General features: G+C 40.6%; 19 protein-coding genes. 7 read left to right on the forward strand and 12 right to left on the reverse strand.

Annotated elements, in window-relative coordinates:
* Positions 1-50 precede the first annotated feature (50 nt).
* From LKO28_RS02970 to LKO28_RS03025, 12 genes are all read right to left on the reverse strand, one after another.
* A complete protein-coding gene (locus LKO28_RS02970; RefSeq protein ID WP_227693213.1) occupies positions 51-1,262 on the reverse strand; it encodes a restriction endonuclease subunit S in 1,212 nt (403 codons plus the stop codon).
* A complete protein-coding gene (locus LKO28_RS02975; RefSeq protein WP_227693214.1) occupies positions 1,252-2,706 on the reverse strand; it encodes a class I SAM-dependent DNA methyltransferase in 1,455 nt (484 codons plus the stop codon). Before LKO28_RS02975 ends, LKO28_RS02970 begins: the two co-directional genes overlap by 11 nt.
* 7 nt (positions 2,707-2,713) lie before the next feature.
* Positions 2,714-3,340: a hypothetical protein gene (locus tag LKO28_RS02980; RefSeq protein WP_227693215.1), complete on the reverse strand. Its 627-nt coding sequence runs from the start codon at positions 3,338-3,340 to the stop codon at positions 2,714-2,716.
* Positions 3,337-5,028 carry an RNA-directed DNA polymerase gene (locus LKO28_RS02985; protein WP_227693216.1) on the reverse strand — a complete coding sequence of 564 codons (1,692 nt, stop codon included), beginning with the start codon at positions 5,026-5,028 and terminating at the stop codon, positions 3,337-3,339. The genes LKO28_RS02980 and LKO28_RS02985 overlap by 4 nt, the downstream gene beginning before the upstream one ends.
* Before the next feature lies 1 nt (position 5,029).
* Positions 5,030-6,520 carry a class I SAM-dependent DNA methyltransferase gene (locus LKO28_RS02990; protein ID WP_227693217.1) on the reverse strand — a complete coding sequence of 497 codons (1,491 nt, stop codon included), beginning with the start codon at positions 6,518-6,520 and terminating at the stop codon, positions 5,030-5,032.
* Positions 6,520-6,726 carry a helix-turn-helix transcriptional regulator gene (locus LKO28_RS02995; protein WP_227693218.1) on the reverse strand — a complete coding sequence of 69 codons (207 nt, stop codon included), beginning with the start codon at positions 6,724-6,726 and terminating at the stop codon, positions 6,520-6,522. Before LKO28_RS02995 ends, LKO28_RS02990 begins: the two co-directional genes overlap by 1 nt.
* Positions 6,727-7,017: 291 nt before the next feature.
* On the reverse strand, positions 7,018-8,115 hold the full coding sequence (locus LKO28_RS03000) for a Fic family protein (RefSeq protein WP_118194772.1): 1,098 nt from the start codon (positions 8,113-8,115) through the stop codon (positions 7,018-7,020).
* 81 nt (positions 8,116-8,196) lie between these two features.
* A complete protein-coding gene (locus tag LKO28_RS03005) occupies positions 8,197-8,439 on the reverse strand; it encodes a hypothetical protein (RefSeq protein ID WP_227693219.1) in 243 nt (80 codons plus the stop codon).
* Positions 8,440-8,586: 147 nt separating this feature from the next.
* The gene (gene mnmE / locus LKO28_RS03010; RefSeq protein WP_227693220.1) at positions 8,587-9,996 is read right to left on the reverse strand and encodes a tRNA uridine-5-carboxymethylaminomethyl(34) synthesis GTPase MnmE; all 1,410 of its coding nucleotides are present in this window, start codon (positions 9,994-9,996) and stop codon (positions 8,587-8,589) included.
* 22 nt (positions 9,997-10,018) lie between these two features.
* A complete protein-coding gene (gene bshB1, locus LKO28_RS03015) occupies positions 10,019-10,738 on the reverse strand; it encodes a bacillithiol biosynthesis deacetylase BshB1 (protein WP_227693539.1) in 720 nt (239 codons plus the stop codon).
* Positions 10,739-10,807: 69 nt separating this feature from the next.
* Entirely contained in the window at positions 10,808-11,299 is a 492-nt protein-coding gene (locus tag LKO28_RS03020) for a glutathione peroxidase (protein ID WP_227693221.1), read from the reverse strand.
* Positions 11,300-11,319: 20 nt separating this feature from the next.
* Positions 11,320-11,961: a DUF4294 domain-containing protein gene (locus LKO28_RS03025; protein ID WP_227693222.1), complete on the reverse strand. Its 642-nt coding sequence runs from the start codon at positions 11,959-11,961 to the stop codon at positions 11,320-11,322.
* 148 nt (positions 11,962-12,109) lie between these two features.
* Here LKO28_RS03025 and LKO28_RS03030 point away from each other — a divergent pair, with 148 nt between their 5' ends.
* The 7 genes from LKO28_RS03030 to LKO28_RS15505 all read left to right on the forward strand — a co-directional run bounded on the left by LKO28_RS03030 (position 12,110) and on the right by LKO28_RS15505 (position 20,426).
* Entirely contained in the window at positions 12,110-14,317 is a 2,208-nt protein-coding gene (locus tag LKO28_RS03030) for a RelA/SpoT family protein (RefSeq protein ID WP_227693223.1), read from the forward strand.
* Positions 14,318-14,396: 79 nt separating this feature from the next.
* Positions 14,397-14,906 (forward strand): Fur family transcriptional regulator, encoded by a 510-nt coding sequence (locus LKO28_RS03035; RefSeq protein WP_227693224.1) that lies wholly within the window; start codon positions 14,397-14,399, stop codon positions 14,904-14,906.
* A 70-nt stretch (positions 14,907-14,976) separates the two neighbouring features.
* Positions 14,977-16,248 (forward strand): adenylosuccinate synthase, encoded by a 1,272-nt coding sequence (locus LKO28_RS03040; RefSeq protein WP_227693225.1) that lies wholly within the window; start codon positions 14,977-14,979, stop codon positions 16,246-16,248.
* Between the two features lie 12 nt (positions 16,249-16,260).
* Entirely contained in the window at positions 16,261-17,550 is a 1,290-nt protein-coding gene (locus tag LKO28_RS03045) for an anthranilate synthase component I family protein (RefSeq protein WP_227693226.1), read from the forward strand.
* A gap of 17 nt (positions 17,551-17,567) precedes the next feature.
* Positions 17,568-18,227 carry a TatD family hydrolase gene (locus LKO28_RS03050; protein ID WP_227693227.1) on the forward strand — a complete coding sequence of 220 codons (660 nt, stop codon included), beginning with the start codon at positions 17,568-17,570 and terminating at the stop codon, positions 18,225-18,227.
* A gap of 39 nt (positions 18,228-18,266) precedes the next feature.
* A complete protein-coding gene (locus LKO28_RS03055; RefSeq protein WP_227693228.1) occupies positions 18,267-18,998 on the forward strand; it encodes a ThiF family adenylyltransferase in 732 nt (243 codons plus the stop codon).
* Positions 18,999-19,043: 45 nt separating this feature from the next.
* Complete coding sequence (locus LKO28_RS15505) at positions 19,044-20,426, forward strand: exonuclease domain-containing protein (protein WP_227693229.1); 1,383 nt, start codon at positions 19,044-19,046, stop codon at positions 20,424-20,426.

A 20,426-nucleotide genomic window follows, 5' to 3' on the forward strand; every position in this document is an offset into this window, starting at 1 on the left:
TTTAGGTTATATGTTAGTAGTAGTTTATTTTTATTTAGGTGCTTCTCCTTTTAAAACACCTGATTGATCAACGCCTTTTGCAAAGCCTTTGAAGATTGAAGTTTGGATTTTAATTGGTCAATACTTTTAAATATCGTTTCCATCTCAACTGCTATTCCATTTTGTATAGAAATATCCAATAAAGGAATTCTAATTTTTTTTAAATCTTCAGGGTATATATGAGCTACTGTTGCACCTGTTCCCATTTTATTAAGTTGTAATCTAATTATAAGGGAATTAAGTAAGTATGACAAATAAACAGAATTTATTTTCTTCGTATCAGGTCGGAAAATAATAGTATCTCCTCCAGCGTACGCTTCAAAATCATCAACAAAGCAAACACTTTTTCCTATTTCGGTGATAGTTTCTCCCGAACCTGCAAAAACAATATCTCCTTTATTTAACTGTAAAGAGGTATTTGCCACATCTTCACTAATAAATGATCTAAACTTTCTAATTACTATATGATGATTAGTATAAATTTCTCCATATCTAATACAAGGTATACCTGACTCAATTACATCATCTTTAGAAATTCCTTTACCTTTCAAGAATGTTCCAAAATCTTTCAATAAACCTAAGCCTAATTTCTTATTTAAATTATCTAGAATACCTGTAATGGTTGATCCCTCAATATTAAAATCTATAATTTTAGATAAAAATAAATTCTGTATATTTTTCTCCAACCTCTCCAACACTTCCAAATCATTTTCAATCACGGTATCCATTGCCCATAATAATTCGGCTAATTCGGCTTGTTGTTCTTTGGGTGGAAGAAGGAATTCGTAGTTGGCAAGGTCCTTCCAATTGATATACGGATTTACAGATCCTTTAGAATGCATAATTGAATGTTCTGTAAATTTATCGGATAGCATTAAAAAAGGTAAAAGCCTCTTGTCTATAACATTTTCTTTTGCATTAATTACAAATGTTGTGTTCGAAGTAATACCTTCAAAATGTGCTACGGCTACTTTTTTTAGATAAGTACGTCTTGAACCATATAATATGTCCCCTTCTTTAAAATGTCGAATAAAAGCAGGACCAAGATATTCATCAGTAAGTTCACCAAACTCACGTATATGAACATCTTCAGAATTCATGTGTTCCCCTTTTACATAATATCTTAAATCTGTATTATCTCTATCAACAGTACCTTTCATTTGAATGGCAACATCCCCAAAGTTTACTTTACTCCAGTTCGATTTATCAATATTAATTTCCATTCAATAACTTTTCTATGTTTGTTTTTAAAGATTCTGATTTCACTAACCAATCAGTATATATTTCACTTATATTTTCTGTCTTTACATTTTCAGTTTTTACATAAAATGAAATATTTAAGTTACCCGAAAATTTATCTAAGATTTCATCATTAGAAACCACTTTTGAATAACCTTCTACATTCTCAAATGCAACAAACGATTGATATAACTTCTCAATATTTTCGTTAGTTAAGTGTGCTTGTCCTTTATTTTGGACCACATCATTTTTCCCATCAACAAATAATATTTTCCCTTTTCTATCCGCTGGTTTATTATTATTTCCAACTAGAATCATCGCCTCCATTGGAGAGTTATAAAATAAATTAGGACCAACTCCTATTACGGCTTCAATAACATCATCTTTAATCATATTTCGACGCATCTCAGCTTCTGCATCTCTAAATAAGATTCCGTGCGGCCACAAAATTGCAAAACGTCCGTTGTTGGTATCCAACGATTTTTGAATGTGTTGCTGAAACGCATAATCTGCACATCCTTGTGGAGGTGTTCCCCAAAGATTTCGCCCCCAAGGATCGTTGACAAAAGCATCACGGTTCCAAGATTTAATGGAATATGGCGGATTGGCCAAGATTACATTAAAGGTCTTGAGTTGGTCGTTTTCCAACAAACCCGGTTCAGCCAAAGTATCGCCTCGCACAATTTTAAACTCCTCAATCCCGTGCATAAACATGTTCATGCGCGCAATGGCAGAGGTAATCAAGTTAATCTCTTGTCCGTATAATTTTAGATTGCGGTATTCCTTACCTTCTTCCTTTAGGTGCAAGGCACAGTTCAACAACAAACCGCCCGAACCACAGGTAGGATCGTACACCGATTCTCCGGGTTGCGGATCCATAATCTTAGTCATCAGCTTCACCACCGTACGGTTGGTATAAAACTCGGCTGCGGTATGTCCGCTATCGTCAGCAAATTCCTTAATTAAGTATTCGTAGGCATTCCCCAATTTATCATCGGCTACATTGGCCAAACTCAATACCTGTTGCGAGAAATGCTCAATCAGGTTAATTAAAGTCGCATCCGACAAACGGTTTTTGTTGGTCCAGCTCGCATCCCCAAATATCCCTTCCAAGGTATCTGGATTCGCTTTTTCAATTTCACGCATCGCATGTTGAATGGCCATACCTACATTCGTAGTCGTTTCACGTACATCTTTCCAATGCGCACTATCGGGAATCACAAAACGGTGATTTTCGGCAAAGGCTGCATATTCCAAGTCGCCATCCGACTCGGTTAAAGCCAACTGAAATTCTTCATCGTACACATCGCAGATGCGCTTGAAGAACAACAGCGGAAATATATATTGTTTGTAGTCGCCCGCATCAATGGTACCACGCAACGCGGTAGCGGCTCCCCACAGGTATTTTTCTAATTCTTGTTGTGTCATTCTATTTTTAATTAGAGAAAACAGTTTGTAGTTCTTTCAACACTTTAGGGTAATAATCTATTACCATTTCTCTCGTTTTATTTCGATTAGGCTTAATCAAATACTGAGTACCATCAGGATTCGTTTTTGTACGATGCTCATTTTGGTTTCTAGTGTCGTACAAAGCATATAATTTGGTTCCTACCAAACTCAGATTAGCATCTGTATATTCAGAAAGCTGTTTATATCTAGCTTTTTCTACTCCAACTTTTGGATATGATTTAGGTTTTTCCTGTTTAATATGTTGAATTATATGCAACACTAAATAGTCAACAACTTTAAAGGAACTGCTTAACCAAGTATTGATTCTTTTGGAAGAAATTCCATAAAAATTATCACATATTTCCAAGCATTCTTTGCTGTCTTCCTTCATATTCTTATAATCTTCGGCAGAAAGTTTTGTTGAAAAGTCAACCTTTAAATCCTCCTTAATAATATCCTCATAGTAATATTCAAAAGGGTGTTTTTTAATCCTTTGAGCTTTATCATCCAAATGTGCTATCGAACTGCTGGTCGTATATGGATCTATTGCATTATAGAAATCATTAGGATGTTCTAAAGCCTGTGTATAGCCTGCGTATTTATTAAAACTCATAAGCCTAACCAATATTTTACGATATCAAAATTTTGTTTCTTTAACATCAAGCCCGATAAAGTATGCCGTATATAGGGTTCACTTTCATCTTTTATTGCATTTTTAATTGAAGTAAATAATTGATGTGAAGGATCTGTAAAGCGTAACAAAACAGTGTACATACCCATTCTAACTAAAGAAGATTTCTCTTCTAAAGCTTGACGGTAGAGTTGCTTTAACTGCGATAAACTGATAACCTCTCTGCTAGAAAAATTAGAAAATATTTGATACCTTGTCCACTCATAGCGACTCAACTTACACGATGCTTGTAAGTCTAATAATTTTTCTTGAATTGCTTTATTATCTCCATACAAATTAAGATTCCAACAGAAATGATTGGCTTTCCAAAAGAAATTTTCTAATAAGAATAACCAAATCGGAATCAACTTCTCGTTTAATATAGCTTTATCAAAATCCGTTAAAATTCGATTTGCATTACGCCATTTATAAGTTTGATGCTGTATTTCTCTTTTTGTGGTATCATTCAATTTTCTAAATTGCGTTTTAAATTCAGAACTATCTACCTTCATAAATTCTTTTAAGAAAAAGGTTTCTGCTTCCTTGACTTCTTTCGTACAAAAAGCAATCAGTTCCTCATCCGATAAAGTAGCATATACCGCATCTGTTTGCTCGCTATCTGATCCTTGATCTGCGACATCACTAATTGACAAATCTGTTTTTGCAGCCTCAATAATATCTGTATACACATCGGCAGTATCATTATAAGATGAAAATAAGGACTGTATTTTCTCCTTTTCACGATCTTCCTCTAAAATTTCAACAGAAGTTTTTTTAGAATTCAAAGACAATCCATTCCCCTTTAAGTAATTGTCTATCAAAACTAAAGCATCATATAACTGATCTTCATCTTCTTCATAAATTCGAATATCATCCATATAACGATAATAGGAATATCCAAGGCGGTTGAGTCTTGCATCCAATTCACTTAAAAAGATATTAGCAAAGAAAAAAGACGCAGCAGGTCCTTGTGGAATCCCAACTCCTGGTGTAATTGAGTCACGTGTACCAGAATAAAGATTTAAGCAATTTTCTAAAAAATCTAATATTTCTGGCTCTACATTATACTTATGAAGTACCATCAACAGTTTTGAATGTGGTATACAATCAAAAAAACCTGTTATATCTGTTTCTAGCTTATACCTAACATTAAGATTTTCAATTTCATGATTAACGGAATCAACAAACTTGTTATAATGCGGAAGGTAATACTCAAAGAAAAAATATTCAGCCTTTTCATTATCTAAAATATCCGTTCCTTTTTCTACTTCAGGATGTAATACACTTCCGAAAACAAAACCATTATTGTCAGCCAGCAAAGCATACTTATCCGTCGCTATTTTATTAGCTAATGCTTGGTAAACTATAGCATCTTCTAAAGGCAAAATAGTCTTGGTTCTATGTGTTCCTGATGCTTTAGGTTCATAGTATTTAAAAGGACGACTAGGCTTAAAATGCCCTGATATAATCTTATCAGACAACATCTTTAGATTTTCATCTAACTTAACGTTGTAGATCTCAATACCCCAATAGTCTTTTATATCTCTACCATTAGAACGGATCATTCTTTCCCATGCCAACTTCAATTGTCTTGGGGAAAAATACTTTTCTAATATAGATTGCTGTGACATTCTAATGAGTTAAATAATTATTTAAAATATTTCTAAACTTGTTATCTGCCACTTGACTAGCAGCCCAAGCCTCTTTAAGATGTTGCATCGCTTCTTCTACAGAAGGTAAATTGTCTTCAATAACTTTATCAATATACAATGGAATATTTAGGTTATAATCATTATCAATGATTTGCTGCATATCCACTACTTTAACGTAGTTTTCTACATCCTCATAATTACTATACCAGGTAAATAGCTGGTTTACATGTTCCTCTTCTAAGTAGTTCTGAGCACGCCCTACTCGGATTTGATCCGAACCATCTATGAAGAGTACTTTGTTTTTCTTCTGATCTTCTTTTTGCTTTTTGAAAACCAATACGCAGGCTGCCAATTGGGTACCGTAAAAAATATTAGCACCTAATCCAATCACAGCCTCCAACAAATCCATCTCCAATAGCGCTTGACGGATTTTTTGTTCAGAACCTTTACGGAATAATACCCCATGTGGTAACACGACGGTCATTCTTCCATTAGCGTTTAAGGAAGCAATCATATGTTGTACCCAAGCCATGTCTCCATTCCCTTTAGGTGGCACCCCAGCAATATTTCTACCATAAGGATCATTCATCCAATTTTCAGCACCCCAATCTTTTAATGAAAAAGGCGGATTAGCTATCACACAGTCGAATTTCTTCAAACCATCCGAATCAAAGAACGCCGGGTACCTAAGGGTATCTTCCCGCACAATCTGAAAATCCTCCATTCCATGGAGAAACATATTCATTCTGGCAATGGAGCTGGAAGTCAGATTTTTTTCCTGACCGAATAATTTCAAAGTTCTATAATCTTTGCCTAATTCTTTGAGATGATCTACACACTCCAAAAGCATTCCGCCTGTACCGCAAGCCGGATCATAAACGGACTCTCCCTCCTGAGGGTTTAAAATTAACCCCAAAAGATTCACCACAGACCGTGGCGTATAGAATTCTCCAGCTTTCTTGTTGGTCAAGTCGGCAAAATGCTTGATGAGATATTCATAGGCATTCCCAAGTATATCCGCTTCTACATTGGAGTTAGATAATTCGTATTGTGAAAAGTGCTCAATAAGATCAATTAATAAACGGTCCGATAGTTTACTTTTATTACTCCATTGTGCATCGCCAAATATTCCGTACAAGTATTGTTGATTGGCCTGTTCTATTCCTCTCAGAGCCTTTTCTATAGCCAACCCTACATTATCGGTGGTTTCTCGTACGGTTTTCCAATGGCAGCCTTCAGGAATAACGAATCGGTGAAACTCGGGAAGTGATGCGTATTCAGTATCGCCGTCAGACTCGGCCATCGCCAGAGCAAACTCTTCATCATAGACGTCGGATATCCGCTTAAAAAATAGCAAGGGAAATATATAAACTTTAAAGTCCGAAGCGTCTACCGGACCTTTCAGGATCCAGGCAGCTTTGGACAGGTATTGCTCTAATTGAGACTGTGTTATTTTTGATTTGGGACTCATTATTTACTCGAATTCAATAATTCTTTAATATCAATTTCTAATAAAGCAGCTATCTGCAACAAAGTATCCAGACTTGGCTGTACTTCATTCGTACACCAACGAGATACTGTCGTTTCATTCTTGTCCAATTGCTCGGCAAGCCATTTGCTGGTTTTGCCTTGTTCCACAAGTACTACTTTCAATCTGTTTATTGGTTTGTTAGGCATAATAATCTGCTTTTGATGTAAATATACTTACTTCATGTGATGTTTTATATATTAAATGTGATATATGTTGATCGAATTCGAATAGGATAAATTATTGAGCTATAAAATTGTTGAAGTCGTGGGCGAGTAAATCGCCACAATACGATTTTGAATTCGTTTCTTCCATCTTATTCCTAAGTGTTTACGGAACGTATATATCCATCTGGCTGTAACATATTTTGCAGAAATTTGTTACAGCATGTATCCCTTGTAATAATTGGTCTAGGTTAATCATAAATAGTTTTTTGAAACTTAAAACACTAATTCATATCGAACTGAACGCCCTGCTCCTAAAACTTGCAATGCACCTATTTCATTCAAATGTTGTAAATCACGCGTTGCTGAAGCTTTAGAAGTTTTAGCGATAGCCATATATTTTTTTGCAGTCATGCCGCCTTGAAAACCCTCAACACCAGCATCGAACATGCGATTAATCACTTTCTGTTGTCTTTCGTTCAATAATTGCTTGAAACTATCAAAATACTTAACCTTCTTCACCGTAAATTCAACCAACTGCTTTGCTTCTATTTGAGCTGTTAAAATTACCTTTCCGAAATAAAGGATCCAATCTGTAATATCCAATGTAGATTGTGCAGCTTTCAAAGCGTCATAGTATTGATTCTTATCCTTTTCTATAACTTTGGATATCGATAACAATACTGGACTTTGCAACGTATGTGACAATGTATATTCGGCTAATGCTCTACCGATTCTACCATTACCATCCTCAAAAGGATGAATACTTTCAAAATATAGATGTACGATAGCTGATTTGACGATGGCTTTACTGATCTTATCTAAATGACTTAAATTATCATTACTAAACCAATGTATAAAAGTCTGCATTTCTTGAGCTACAATTTCTGAAGGAGGCGCTTCATAATGCACCACTTCACGTCCATAAGCTCCAGAAACAACTTGCATAGGTTCTGATCCCTCACGCCATTGTCCCGCATTTATCGTCAAAAATGATTCCATCAAAATTTTATGCCAGTTCAAAATCATGTCAAGAGACAAATCATTAAGGTATGACTCTCGAACCTCGGTCATTAATCTTGCCATACCCGCTACACGTTTATCCGTAACTTTAATATCTGATCGCAAACCTAAATTACGTTTGATGGAGGACATCATATCGATACGGCTCATATATTCTCCTTCAATTTCAGAGGATTTAATTGCTTCAGAAATAAGAATCTCAATAATAGTTTCCTGCTTCAAATCATCATTCAAACCTGTAATTAAACCATTTACCACCCCCAACTCTTCAGCAAAAGAAATGGAGATCGTTTGTAGACTTTCAAGCGTAAACCTAAAATTAGGCCAGTCTTTATATTGCCAATTATACATATTGAGCCGATTAAAGTAAACATTCAACTCAAATATAACAAAAAATTGAGCCGATTAAAGGGAATAATCGGCTCAATAGAACTAAAAAATTAATTTACCCTCCCTAAGAATCACTTTAGCATTAAGATTAAAACCACCACTTTCATTCTTGACAAATGAATAATCTAATCCACGATTTTCAAACTGATTTCTTAACGCCTCAAGAAAATAGACACGGGTGCTCACCCATCCACGATTCCCAACCTCACGATTAAAACGCGCTACTAATTGCTCATCTGATAGTGTTGCTAATTGCGATTCAAATTTTTCAATTAAATTTTTCATTGTTTTGATACTTTAAATTATTTAATAGTATCAATCATAAAGACTAAGGGAGTGACCAATGTTTTGACTGAACAGCCCTCATCGCTTGACCACCGTGGTTGGATATTAAAATTAACAACAACCTCTATATGTTTCTGCCTTATGCAACTACTTGCCGATGCAGAATTTTCCAAATATTGTTCCTAGGATATCCCGGTCCACGTCGATGTCACCGGTAATGCTGGATATATGGCGTAAGGCTGCCCGAACGTGGTGGGCTAGCAGGTCACCAGGGAGTTGTATCGCGAAACCTTCCTCTACTTGCTCTAGCGCCGCCAAAGCGAGCTCTAATGCTTCTACGTGCCGGCTATTTGTAATGATTTGTTGATCCTCCACGGCCATTGCGCGGATATTGTCTAGCAGGGTCTGTTTAAGAGCTTCGACGCTTTCGCTATCCTTCGCGGATATGGGTACCAAGGCTTCACTATAGTTCGGGAATAGCGCTTCACGAATCGCGGTATCCATCGCATTCGGCTGATAACCTCCTAACAGATCAATTTTATTTCGCACCAAAACAACGATTAGTCCTGGATAGTAAAGTTCTTTTATTTGCGCAATAACCTCGTCCGCCGTGCTGTCTTTATCATCATAGAGGTAAAGTAAAACCTTAGCTTGGCGGACTTTTTCTTTGGCCTTGGTTACGCCGATAGCCTCGATCGTATCCGCCGTTTCGCGCAGCCCTGCGGTATCGATAAAACGGAAGGTAATCCCTTCGATATTGATAGACTCTTCGATGGTATCCCGCGTTGTACCGGCGATATCGCTGACAATCGCACGCTCCTCATCAAGCAAGGTATTGAGCAACGTGGATTTACCGGCATTAGGCTTTCCGATGATTGCGACGGGAACACCGCGTTTAATGGCGTTACCATAAGCAAAAGATTGGATGAGCTTCCCGATATGCGTCTTCAATTCTAGCACCAATGCTTCAAATTGTGCGCGGTCGGCAAATTCGACGTCCTCTTCGCCGAAATCCAGTTCAAGTTCCAAGAGCGCCGTAAAATTGATGAGCTGCTCGCGCATCTCCTGCAGCTTATTGCTGATGCCACCCCGCATCTGATTCATGGCAATTTCGTGGGATGCTTTATTTTCGGACGCAATCAGATCGGCAACAGCCTCGGCCTGCGACAGGTCCATCCCTCCGTTAAGGAAAGCACGCAGCGTAAATTCTCCGGCTTGAGCAGCACGTGCGCCTTTTTTGATCAACAGCGTAATCAGGCGCTCAATAACATATTTGGAGTTGTGGGTAGAGATTTCTATTACGTCCTCTTTCGTGTAAGAATTCGGCCCCTTAAAAACGGAAACCAACACTTCGTCAATAATTTCGTCGCCATCCCGGATAGTACCGAAATGAATGGTGTGCGAGGCCTGCTTTTGCAGGTCTTTCCCTTTAAATACGGTATTGGTAATCGTGATGGCCTGTGAGCCCGATAAGCGTATCACGGCAATGGCGCCATTTGCCCCGGGCGAAGTGGCCAAAGCTACAATGGTATCTTGCGAAACTAATCCTGTTGACATACTGCAAAGGTACGATTATCCATCAGATAAGTTGAAAGAGATCTTGTACGCCCAAGAGCTTGCGCGCGGTAAATCCTTCGGCATACTGCACTTGAATATTCCGACCAAATTCGGCTGCTCTTCCGCGGGTAGATTCCATGAAAGTTGGGTTGGAAATATACGTCTGCGGCTCGTCATCGTCTGAAGAGGCGTTGAATTGCGTAGTATAGGCAAGAATAGACTGTTCTTTTTTTTCCCAGAAATCGGTAATATCTAAAATAATATCGGGTTGGATATACTTGTCCTGAATCAGTTGGAGCTGCAAGCGCGGACGAAATGCTTCCTGTACTTGTCCGTTTTCTTCGGTCTCAATTCGGCGGAGTCCGCTCAAGAAAAGGGCGTCGTTCACGAGTTTACTGGCTCGTCCGTGATCGGGATGACGATCGTCTAATGCATTGGTGATGACAATTTCAGGTTGGTATTTACGGATAGCACGGATAATCACCCGTTGACTTTCTTCGTCATTGGCAAAGAATCCATCGCGCAGACCTAGATTTTCACGCACCTGCACACCAAGGATTTCGGCTGCTCTAGCAGCCTCTTGGCGTCGGGTTTCCGCGGTGCCACGTGTCCCTAACTCCCCTTGGGTTAAATCAACAATACCTACCTTTTTACCGGCTGCAACGTATTTCGCGATTGTCCCTCCGGCGCCGAGCTCGGCATCGTCCGGATGGACAGTCATGACCATTAAATCCAACTTCATAGTATATTCTTCTGCCTCAAAAATAGACATTTCGACAAAATTTGACAAGCGGCCGGACGATATATCCACTTAGGTATTGATCAGTTTTTCTATTTTCGTAGTGAGCCGTTTGGCTTGTGGACTAGTTACACTATAGAAATAATCCACCACCTGCCCTTCTTTGTTGACCAGATATTTGTGAAAATTCCATACCGGCTTCACATTCACTTGTCCATTTAGACGCTTGTCCGCCAAAAATTTGAACAGGGGATCGCAATAGTCACCGACTACGTGTACGCGTTTGAATACCGGAAAGGTAACTTGTTGCTGTATACGACAAAATGTTTCGAGCTGCAGTCCGGTCATCGGCTCCTGTTCGCCGAAATCATTGGAGGGAAAGGCTAATATTTCGAATCCCCGGTCTTTATAGGTCTGATACAGTTTCTCAAGTGACTTAAACTGGGGCGTGAAAACACACTTACTGGCCGTGTTGACAATTAATAAAACTTTGCCGGAATAATCCTGCAACGATTTTTTTTCGCCATTGAACTGTAGGCCGTGAAAATCATAAATCGTCTGCATAACTCTCCTTTCCGTTAGGTTTAATAGTTATATAAATTCTTGATCGGCCGAATGCGTTCGTAACCACGGATAATGTTCTCTATCTCGTAGTCTTCAACCGGATCGTACTCCGATTTGAGGTTATGACCAAAAACTTTGGCTACGGATTGATAGAAAAATGCAGACAACCCGCCTTTCATCTCCCGCACAAGTTCGTAGCTGCTATTGCCAGTCTGCCGTTGGACCAACTTAATCAGTATGGCTCCCTGGGAGATACTGAGGTTCTTGATCTCTGTTCGGAACTTCTCCTTTATTTCGTCTTCACAAGCTTTTATCAGACGTCTTTCTTCTCGCTTGGAAGATACGAGCGCGATATCGCGATCGAGTTGCTCATAGCGCTTTTGTGCATAAATCGCGTAGGGCAATACCCGTAACACATTCCGCTCCAACCGCAAGTATTTTAAGCGATCTTCTTCGGTTTTAAAGGTGCGCCTAGCGGTAATGACGACGTCTTTGATCGGAAACCAAGGCACTACCTCCCCAGTTTCCAAGCGTGTGGTTGGATAGTTTAGAATCGTCCCCCCTTCGCCATCGCCATAATGGGGTACTTGCAAGGCTTGCGCCTTGCCCCAAAAAGGCAACAGAAGTAACACCCATAATCCCCACGCGAAAGATCGTTTCATCGCTATCAAAAAATATTAATCAATTTTCATCTGTGTTAAAAAATCGCTATATTTAGCTATTGTTTTCGGCTGTTTTCTATATTGGCTAAAAACAATAATAAAATTACGAACAAAATAATATAAAAGCAACTTTTTCAGCGGGTAGTATATGGAAGGATTCGAGATCGATATTGAAGCAGAAAACAAGGAGATTAGAAAAAGATACCGCGCATTGCTGAGAGCTTGTAAGCCGACTTTACAGCGGGGCGATAAACAGGAAATTCGTAGAGCGTTCGATTTGGCGCTGGAAAGTCATAAAGATATGCGTCGTAAATCCGGCGAACCTTATATTTATCACCCCATAGCTGTTGCGCAAATTGCGGCGGAGGAAATTGGTTTAGGCACCACATCCATCGTATGTGCGCTCTTGCACGATGTGGTGGAGGATACCTCTATTACCTTACAGGAAATTGAAGCGCAATTTGGAAAGAAGGTGGCTCGCATTATTGATGGTCTGACGAAAATATCGGGCATCTTCGATCCCAACAGTTCTATGCAAGCGGAAAACTTCCGCAAGATGCTCCTCACATTGGCTGATGACGTGCGTGTTATCTTGATTAAACTCGCCGATCGGCTGCACAATATGCGGACGATGGAGTTTATGGCTCGTCATAAGCAGCTTAAAATTGCCTCGGAAACGAGCTATTTATATGCGCCGCTGGCACACCGCCTTGGTCTCTATGCGATCAAATCAGAGCTCGAGGATCTTTCGATGAAGTATACCGATCCAGACACCTACAAGTTCATCGCGCGGAAGCTGAATGAAAAGAAAGCGGAACGGGAAAAGTTTGTGGCGGACTTTATCGAACCGGTAAAGAAAATTTTGGAAGAAGAGGGTATTAAAGCGCAGGTATTTGGTCGACCGAAGTCCATTTTTTCCATCTGGAATAAGATGCGCAAAAAATCAATCCCTTTCGAAGAGGTGTATGATCTGTTCGCGATACGCATCATCATTGATACACCCGCCGAACGAGAGAAAACAGAGTGTTGGAGGGTTTACTCTATTGTCACGGATCTATACCGACCAAATCCGGATCGCCTTCGGGATTGGGTATCGTCTCCGAAAGGAAATGGTTATGAGTCTTTACATACCACGGTAATGGGCCCCCGCGGACAATGGGTAGAGGTACAGATACGAACCAAGCGGATGAACGAGATTGCGGAGAAGGGTTTTGCCGCGCACTGGAAATACAAAGAATCGAACTCGGATAGTGGTTTAGATCAATGGATACAAAATGTGCGAAATCTATTGAGCAGCCCTGAGCAAAATGCGATGGACTTTGTAGACGATTTTAAAATGAACTTGTTCTCGGATGAGATTTTCATTTTCACGCCCAAGGGAACGTTAGTACAGCTGCCGAACGGCGCCACAGCACTGGATTTTGCTTTTGAGATCCACTCAGATATCGGTGCGACCTGTATCGGTGCCAAAGTGAACCACAAGCTGGTGCCGTTAAGCCATCCGTTGCAAAATGGTGATCAGGTTGAAATTATCACTTCCAGTAAACAAACCCCCAAAGAGGACTGGCTTAATTTCGTCGTCACAGCTAAAGCGAAATCAAAAATACGTTCCTCGTTAAAAGAGGAAAAAAGACGCATTGCTGAAGATGGCAAGGAGATTCTAGAGCGGAAATTAAAATCGTTGAAAATCACCTACAACACGGACAACATCAACAAAATTGCCAATTACTTTAAATACCCAAGTTCTCAAGAACTTTTCTATAATGTTGCTAAGGGGATAATCGACATCAAAAATTTGCGAGATTATGCCGAAATGGAGAAGACAAATACGCCGGGGCAAAGTCATTTTAGCTCGCACGTTTCAGGGCTGGTGGAAAAAATCAATAAAAAAGAAGTTGACACGATTCTCATCGGCGATGATTACCAACAGGTGGACTACACTTTAGCCCCTTGCTGCAACCCGATTCCCGGAGATGATATATTTGGATTCTTAACAGTAAACGACGGCATCAAAATTCACCGTACCAGCTGTCCCAATGCTTCCAAACTGATGGCAAGCTACGGCTACCGTATTTTGAAGGCCAAGTGGGCTTCTTCTAAGCCAAACTTAGCTTTCTTGACCGGATTGCGGATCGTGGGGATCGACGATGTGGGACTGATTAACAAGATTACCAATGTGATCTCTCAGGAATATCAGGTTAACATACGTTCGTTATCGATTACCAGTAACGAAGGTATTTTCGAGGGAAATATTATGGTGTTTGTCAATCATATTGAACAATTGGAAGATTTGATGAAAACGCTAAAACAAATAAGCGGTATAACAGGTATAACACGCTACGAAGCAGACAATTAATCCGAAGCAGATAGTTCCCTAGCAAAGCATCGTTTTTTAAAAATGAAATTGGTAAATTTGCAGTATATAATTACTTAACATGAATAAAGGCGAGAACTATCAAACGGTAAAGAAAATCTTTGAAGCTTACTTAGAAAATAAAAATCTGAGGAAGACGCCTGAGCGCTACGCTATATTGGAAGAGATTTATTCCCGTTCGGATCATTTTGATGTGGAGTCACTGTATATCCAGATGAAGAATAAAAAATACCGTGTCAGCCGTGCTACTGTATATAACACCTTAGAGCTTTTGGTGTCTTGTGACTTGGTAACCAAACATCAGTTCGGCCGTAATATGGCGCAGTTTGAGAAGTCTTATGGCTTTAAACAACACGATCACGTTATCTGCATTGAATGTAATAAGGTGGTGGAATTCTGCGACCCGCGTATTAACCAAATACAGAGTTTGATGGGCGATTTGCTGAAGTTTGATATTAAGCACCATTCATTGAATCTATATGGTGTTTGTGAAGATTGTCAAAAGCATTCCGCAGAAAACCCAGACAGCGGCTTAACAAAAAAAGGAAGAAGCCCGGTAATTTCAAATTAATGTAGTAATCGCTAATTATTGTATTACCTTTGTTCACGTTTAAATTTTAATATCCATATTATCATATATTATGCAAGTTGATGTGCTTTTGGGCCTACAATGGGGCGATGAAGGAAAAGGAAAAATAGTGGACGTATTTTGTCCTAAATATGATCTAATCGCCCGTTTCCAAGGTGGCCCTAATGCTGGACATACATTGGAGTTTGATAACAAAAAATTTGTGTTGAATACCATCCCATCTGGTATTTTCAACGAAGGCACCCTTAACCTGATTGGTGGTGGTGTGGTTATCGATCCTATTATCTTAAAACGTGAGTTGGATAACTTACGTACATCTGGATTTGACCCGGTGGGCAACGGCACGCTGGTTTTGGCACGTAAAGCACATTTGATTTTACCTACACACCAATTGTTGGACGCCGCTTCGGAATCGAAAATGGGCGCAGGTAAAATCGGCTCTACTTTAAAAGGGATCGGGCCAACGTATATGGATAAAACTGGACGAAACGGCCTGCGTGTAGGTGACACTACGCTTCCGGATTTTCAAGAACGCTACGAAAAATTAAAAGCGAAACACCTAGAGATTCTTTCTCATTATGGGGAGATTCCTGATTTCTCGGAAAAAGAAGCTGCTTTTATGGCGGCCATCGAATTTATCAAAACGATTCCGCATGTCGATGCTGAACATTTAGTAAATAGTTACCTAAAAGAAGGAAAGAAAGTTCTTGCAGAAGGTGCTCAGGGTACTTTGCTGGACGTAGACTTTGGGTCTTATCCTTTCGTTACTTCATCGAATACAACCACGGCTGGTGCTTGTACCGGTCTAGGTGTAGCGCCAAATAAAATAGGTTCGGTATACGGTATTTTCAAAGCCTATGCTACCCGTGTAGGCGGTGGACCTTTCCCGACGGAACTGGACGATGAAACAGGTGAGAAACTACGCCAAATTGGCCATGAGTTTGGAGCAACTACCGGACGTTCGCGCCGGACGGGATGGATTGATATTCCAGCCCTGAAATATGCGATCATGCTTAACGGTGTAACCGAATTAATCATGATGAAAGCAGACGTATTGGATACTTTCGAAAAGATTAAAGTCTGTACGCACTACAAACATAACGGCGAAACCATCGATTACATGCCGTACGAGATCATCACGAACCAGGCGGAGCCTGTTTTGGAGGAGATTGAAGGCTGGAATCAAGATATTACAGGCATCCGTTCAAAAGACGAAATTCCGGCTGCCTTAGCGAATTATATCGCTTATCTGGAAAAAGCATTGGAAGTGCCTATTAAATATTTATCTGTAGGACCTGATCGCGTTCAAACCATCGAATTGTAAGTTAGCGTATACATGGCTACCGCCGTATTTCAGGTTGACACACTGCAGTTTGAAAGACAGGCGCTTCAATGGGCGCAGCAATTTGATGAAGTTTGTTTCTTTCAGTCAAATGGCTACCGTGATGAATATGGTCAAATAGATCGCTTATTAGCGGCTGATGCCGTAGATAGCCTTACCGCGCAGCAAGGAGATGCATTCGCTGCACTAGAAAAATTTAGAGCCAAGTATCCAGATAGCTGGATGCCTGGCTTTTTTAGTTATGACCTTAAAAATGAAATCGAAGCGCTAACGACCTCTTTTCCTGATCGTTTGGCTTTTCCGGACGCTTATTTTTTTATTCCCCGAATCCTGATCCATTTTAGGAAGCAGGAGGTGGAAATTGAGGCGCCGCAGCCGGATGAGATTTATCAGGCGATTTTGTCCTTTCAGCCCACGGAGGAGGACCTGCAAACGCCTCAGGATATGGTTTTTCAAAAGCGCATGTCGAAAGGGGCCTACCTAGAGGCGTTCCAAAAATTACAGCAGCATATCCGGTTGGGTGACATTTATGAGGTTAATCTTTGCCAGGAATTTTATACAGAAAATGTGCAGTTGTCGCCTTTAGGGGTGTACCAGGCATTAAACCGAACTTCCCCTACCCCTTTTTCTTGCTTTTTTAAGATTCAAAATAAGTATATCTTATCGGCGTCTCCGGAACGGTTTTTAGCAAAGCGCGGAGACAAGTTGATCTCTCAACCTATTAAAGGGACGGCCGCTCGCGGCTCCTCTGCGGAAGAGGATCAAGCTATTGCGGAATGCCTGAAAAATAATCCGAAAGAAATCGCCGAGAATGTCATGATTGTGGATTTAGTGCGGAATGATTTGACCCGGAGTGCACAGCCGGGCACGGTAAGGGCAAACAGGCAGCTGGAGGTACAAACGTTCAAACAGGTGCATCAGTTGGTTTCTACGATCACTTGCCAAAAAAAATCGACGATATCGGATGTATTGGCTATCCGCCATACATTCCCTCCAGGCTCCATGACGGGCGCCCCGAAAATCAGCGCTATGCGCCTATGTGAACGCTATGAAAACAGTAAACGCGGAATATATGCCGGGGCTGTGGGCTATTTTGATCCAGTGGGTGATTTTGATTTTAATGTGGTGATACGCTCGCTACTTTACCAACAGACACCATCCTATCTGTCTTTCCACACCGGTGGAGCAATCACCATAGATGCAGAACCGGAAAAGGAATATGAGGAATGCTTGTTGAAGGCCGCTGCGATTCTTAAAACACTGAAAGCTAGGTTGGCAGAGTAATTTCGCTATCTTTGGGTATGTCTTTGCCCTACATCAACATACACACCCATTGCACACTGGCGCCGACACCGCAGCTCTTTCCGCTTCCCAACGTTATTATCTCTAAAAACTACTTATTTCCGCATCCTTGCTCATTGGGCATACACCCCTGGTATATTGAAGAACAGCCTACGGCACAATTGGATGCCCTTCATCAATATGGGAAAAAGAAACAAGTGTTAGCGATTGGGGAGTGCGGGCTCGATAAACTGTGCCATACGGCTTGGTCTTTACAGGAGATGGTTTTCCGAGAACAGATCCGCTATGCCAATAGCATTCAAAAACCGCTGATCATTCACTGCGTACGGGCCTATCAGGAATGTCTTCTCATCCTTCGAGAAGAAAAAGTAGAGGTTCCTGTCCTCTTCCACGGCTTCCAAAAAAAGACGGAATTGGCTATGCAACTTTTAAACGAGGGCTATTACCTCAGTCTGGGTCCTTCCCTCCTTTCGGGTAATAAAGATGAACTTATCCAGCGTTTACCTCTCGAGAAAATTTTGTTGGAAACCGACGACAAATCTATTAGTATCATGGATATTTATGCGTATTTTTGCCGCGTTCAAAAAATAGAGCTAGAACTATTGAAAGAACAATTGTATCAAAACTTTACGCATATATTTAGGTATCCTATCGGATAGTTGGAATATTACTGCCGTTAAAAAACATATGATTATATCATGAAAGATTTATCTTGGTTATCGAGAACGGAGGCTTTAACTGGACGGGAGGCATTGGAAAAATTAGCGAACTCCCATGTGATGGTTCTCGGTTTAGGAGGTGTTGGTTCGTTCGCAGCGGAATTTATCTGCCGCGCCGGTGTGGGAAAAATGACGATTATTGATGGGGATACGGTTGACCCTTCCAACCGCAACCGGCAATTACCGGCGCTTGCCACAAACCACGGTGTGGCTAAAGCGGAGATCATGAAGGAACGCCTATTGGCGATTAATCCTGAGCTGGAATTGGAGGTGATCCAAGATTTTATTATACCGGAAAGAATCGCATCGCTTTTCACATCAAATCCGGACTATTGTGTAGAGGCAATCGATAGCATTACGCCCAAATTATTCTTTATCCGACAGGCACTGGCGGCAAATATTCCTTTTGTTAGTTCGATGGGTGCGGGCGGTAAAATGGATCCTACGAAAATCCGTATTGCTGATATTAGCAAGTCTTATAATTGTAAACTTGCGCAACACATTCGAAAGAAACTCCGCAAACATAACATCCGAGAAGGTGTTAAGGTAGCCTTTTCTATTGAGTTGCCAGACAAAAGCTCGCTATTATATACCGATGGTAGTAACTACAAGAAATCGGCTTACGGCACCATGTCGTATTTACCTGCTGCTTTTGGTGGTGCCATTGCTTCTGTAGCCATTCGCGACTTGATCGGAAAGGACGTAAATTAATTGCTAGCGTTTCTAGATTACTAATTTAATTAGTAACATTGTAAAGTGAACAGACAAAAACGCTTTGCTATCGTCGATATCGAAACTACGGGTAGCCATGCTGGGGGGAGTCGTATTACCGAGGTGGCTATTTTGCTACATAATGGAAAGAAGATTATCGAGCGGTATCAAAGCCTCGTCAATCCACAGTGCCCGATTCCGTTATCTATTCAGATGTTGACTGGGATCACACCCGATATGGTAGCGGACGCCCCTGTTTTTGACGAAATTGCAGAAGATATATACCATTTACTACAAGGCAAGGTTTTTGTCGCTCATAATGTAAATTTTGATTATTCGTTTCTGGTTAAAGAACTGCGCCAGGCGGGTTACGAATGGCAATCGCCTAAACTCTGTACGGTACGGCTCGCCCGAAAAATATTTCCCGGCTACCGTTCTTACAGTTTGGGGGATATCTGCCATGCACGTGGTATTAACATTACGGCTCGACATCGAGCCATGGGCGATGCAGAAGCTACCGTGGAACTTTTCGCTCAACTGTTAGCAAACGATGAAGCGGATTATGTACAGCAAAGTTTGCAGAAGAATATTGAACATCGCTTGCCGACGCATCTTTCGGTTGCACAATTTGAACGACTACCGGAGACTACTGGCATCTATATTTTCCGCAACAAGAAAGGGAAGATTATTTACGTGGGCAAAGCCGTCAATATACGTAAACGTGTGCTTAGCCATTTTGGTGGTATTAATACCAGTCTACGGAGACAGCAATTCATTAACGACATCGCCACCATTGATTATGAAGAGTCGGGCACGGAATTAATGGCCCTACTGATGGAATGTCAGTTGATTAAAAAACATTGGCCTGTTCACAACCGGGCATTAAAACGGTATGAGCCCAAATTTGTACTCCTGCACTACGAAGATATCCGGGGCTATATCCGACTAGCAGTCTGTAAAGCTACGGCCCAAACTAGTGGTTTACGCTATTTCGAAACAGCTCAAGAAGCCAATGTATTCCTCGCTAATCTGCGAGAAGAGTTTAACCTCGCACCTACCCTATGTACGTTTTATTCTCCTTCGACCGACACGCGTGAAGACCGAAAGATACCGGCAGCTACACTCCCATCCGAGGTGATACATAATCAGTTGATCGCCGAGGTATTACAACAGCTAGAAAGCCGAAAACGTTCGTTTCTACTTATAGACCAGGGACGCAATGATGCGGAGAACAGTTACATTTACTTTAAAGAGGATAAACTCTATGCATTGGGATTTGTAGAATCTATTCAGCAATGGTCTGAAGTGGAAGATATTGTTTCCTACACCGACAAATGCATGAGCAATTTTTATATGCAGCATATTGTGTTGCAATATGCCGCACGCCATCCAGAGAAAGTAACGACTATACCGCGAATTTTGGGTTGA

Source organism: Sphingobacterium sp. FBM7-1, assembly GCF_020687765.1.
Lineage (GTDB): Bacteria > Bacteroidota > Bacteroidia > Sphingobacteriales > Sphingobacteriaceae > Sphingobacterium.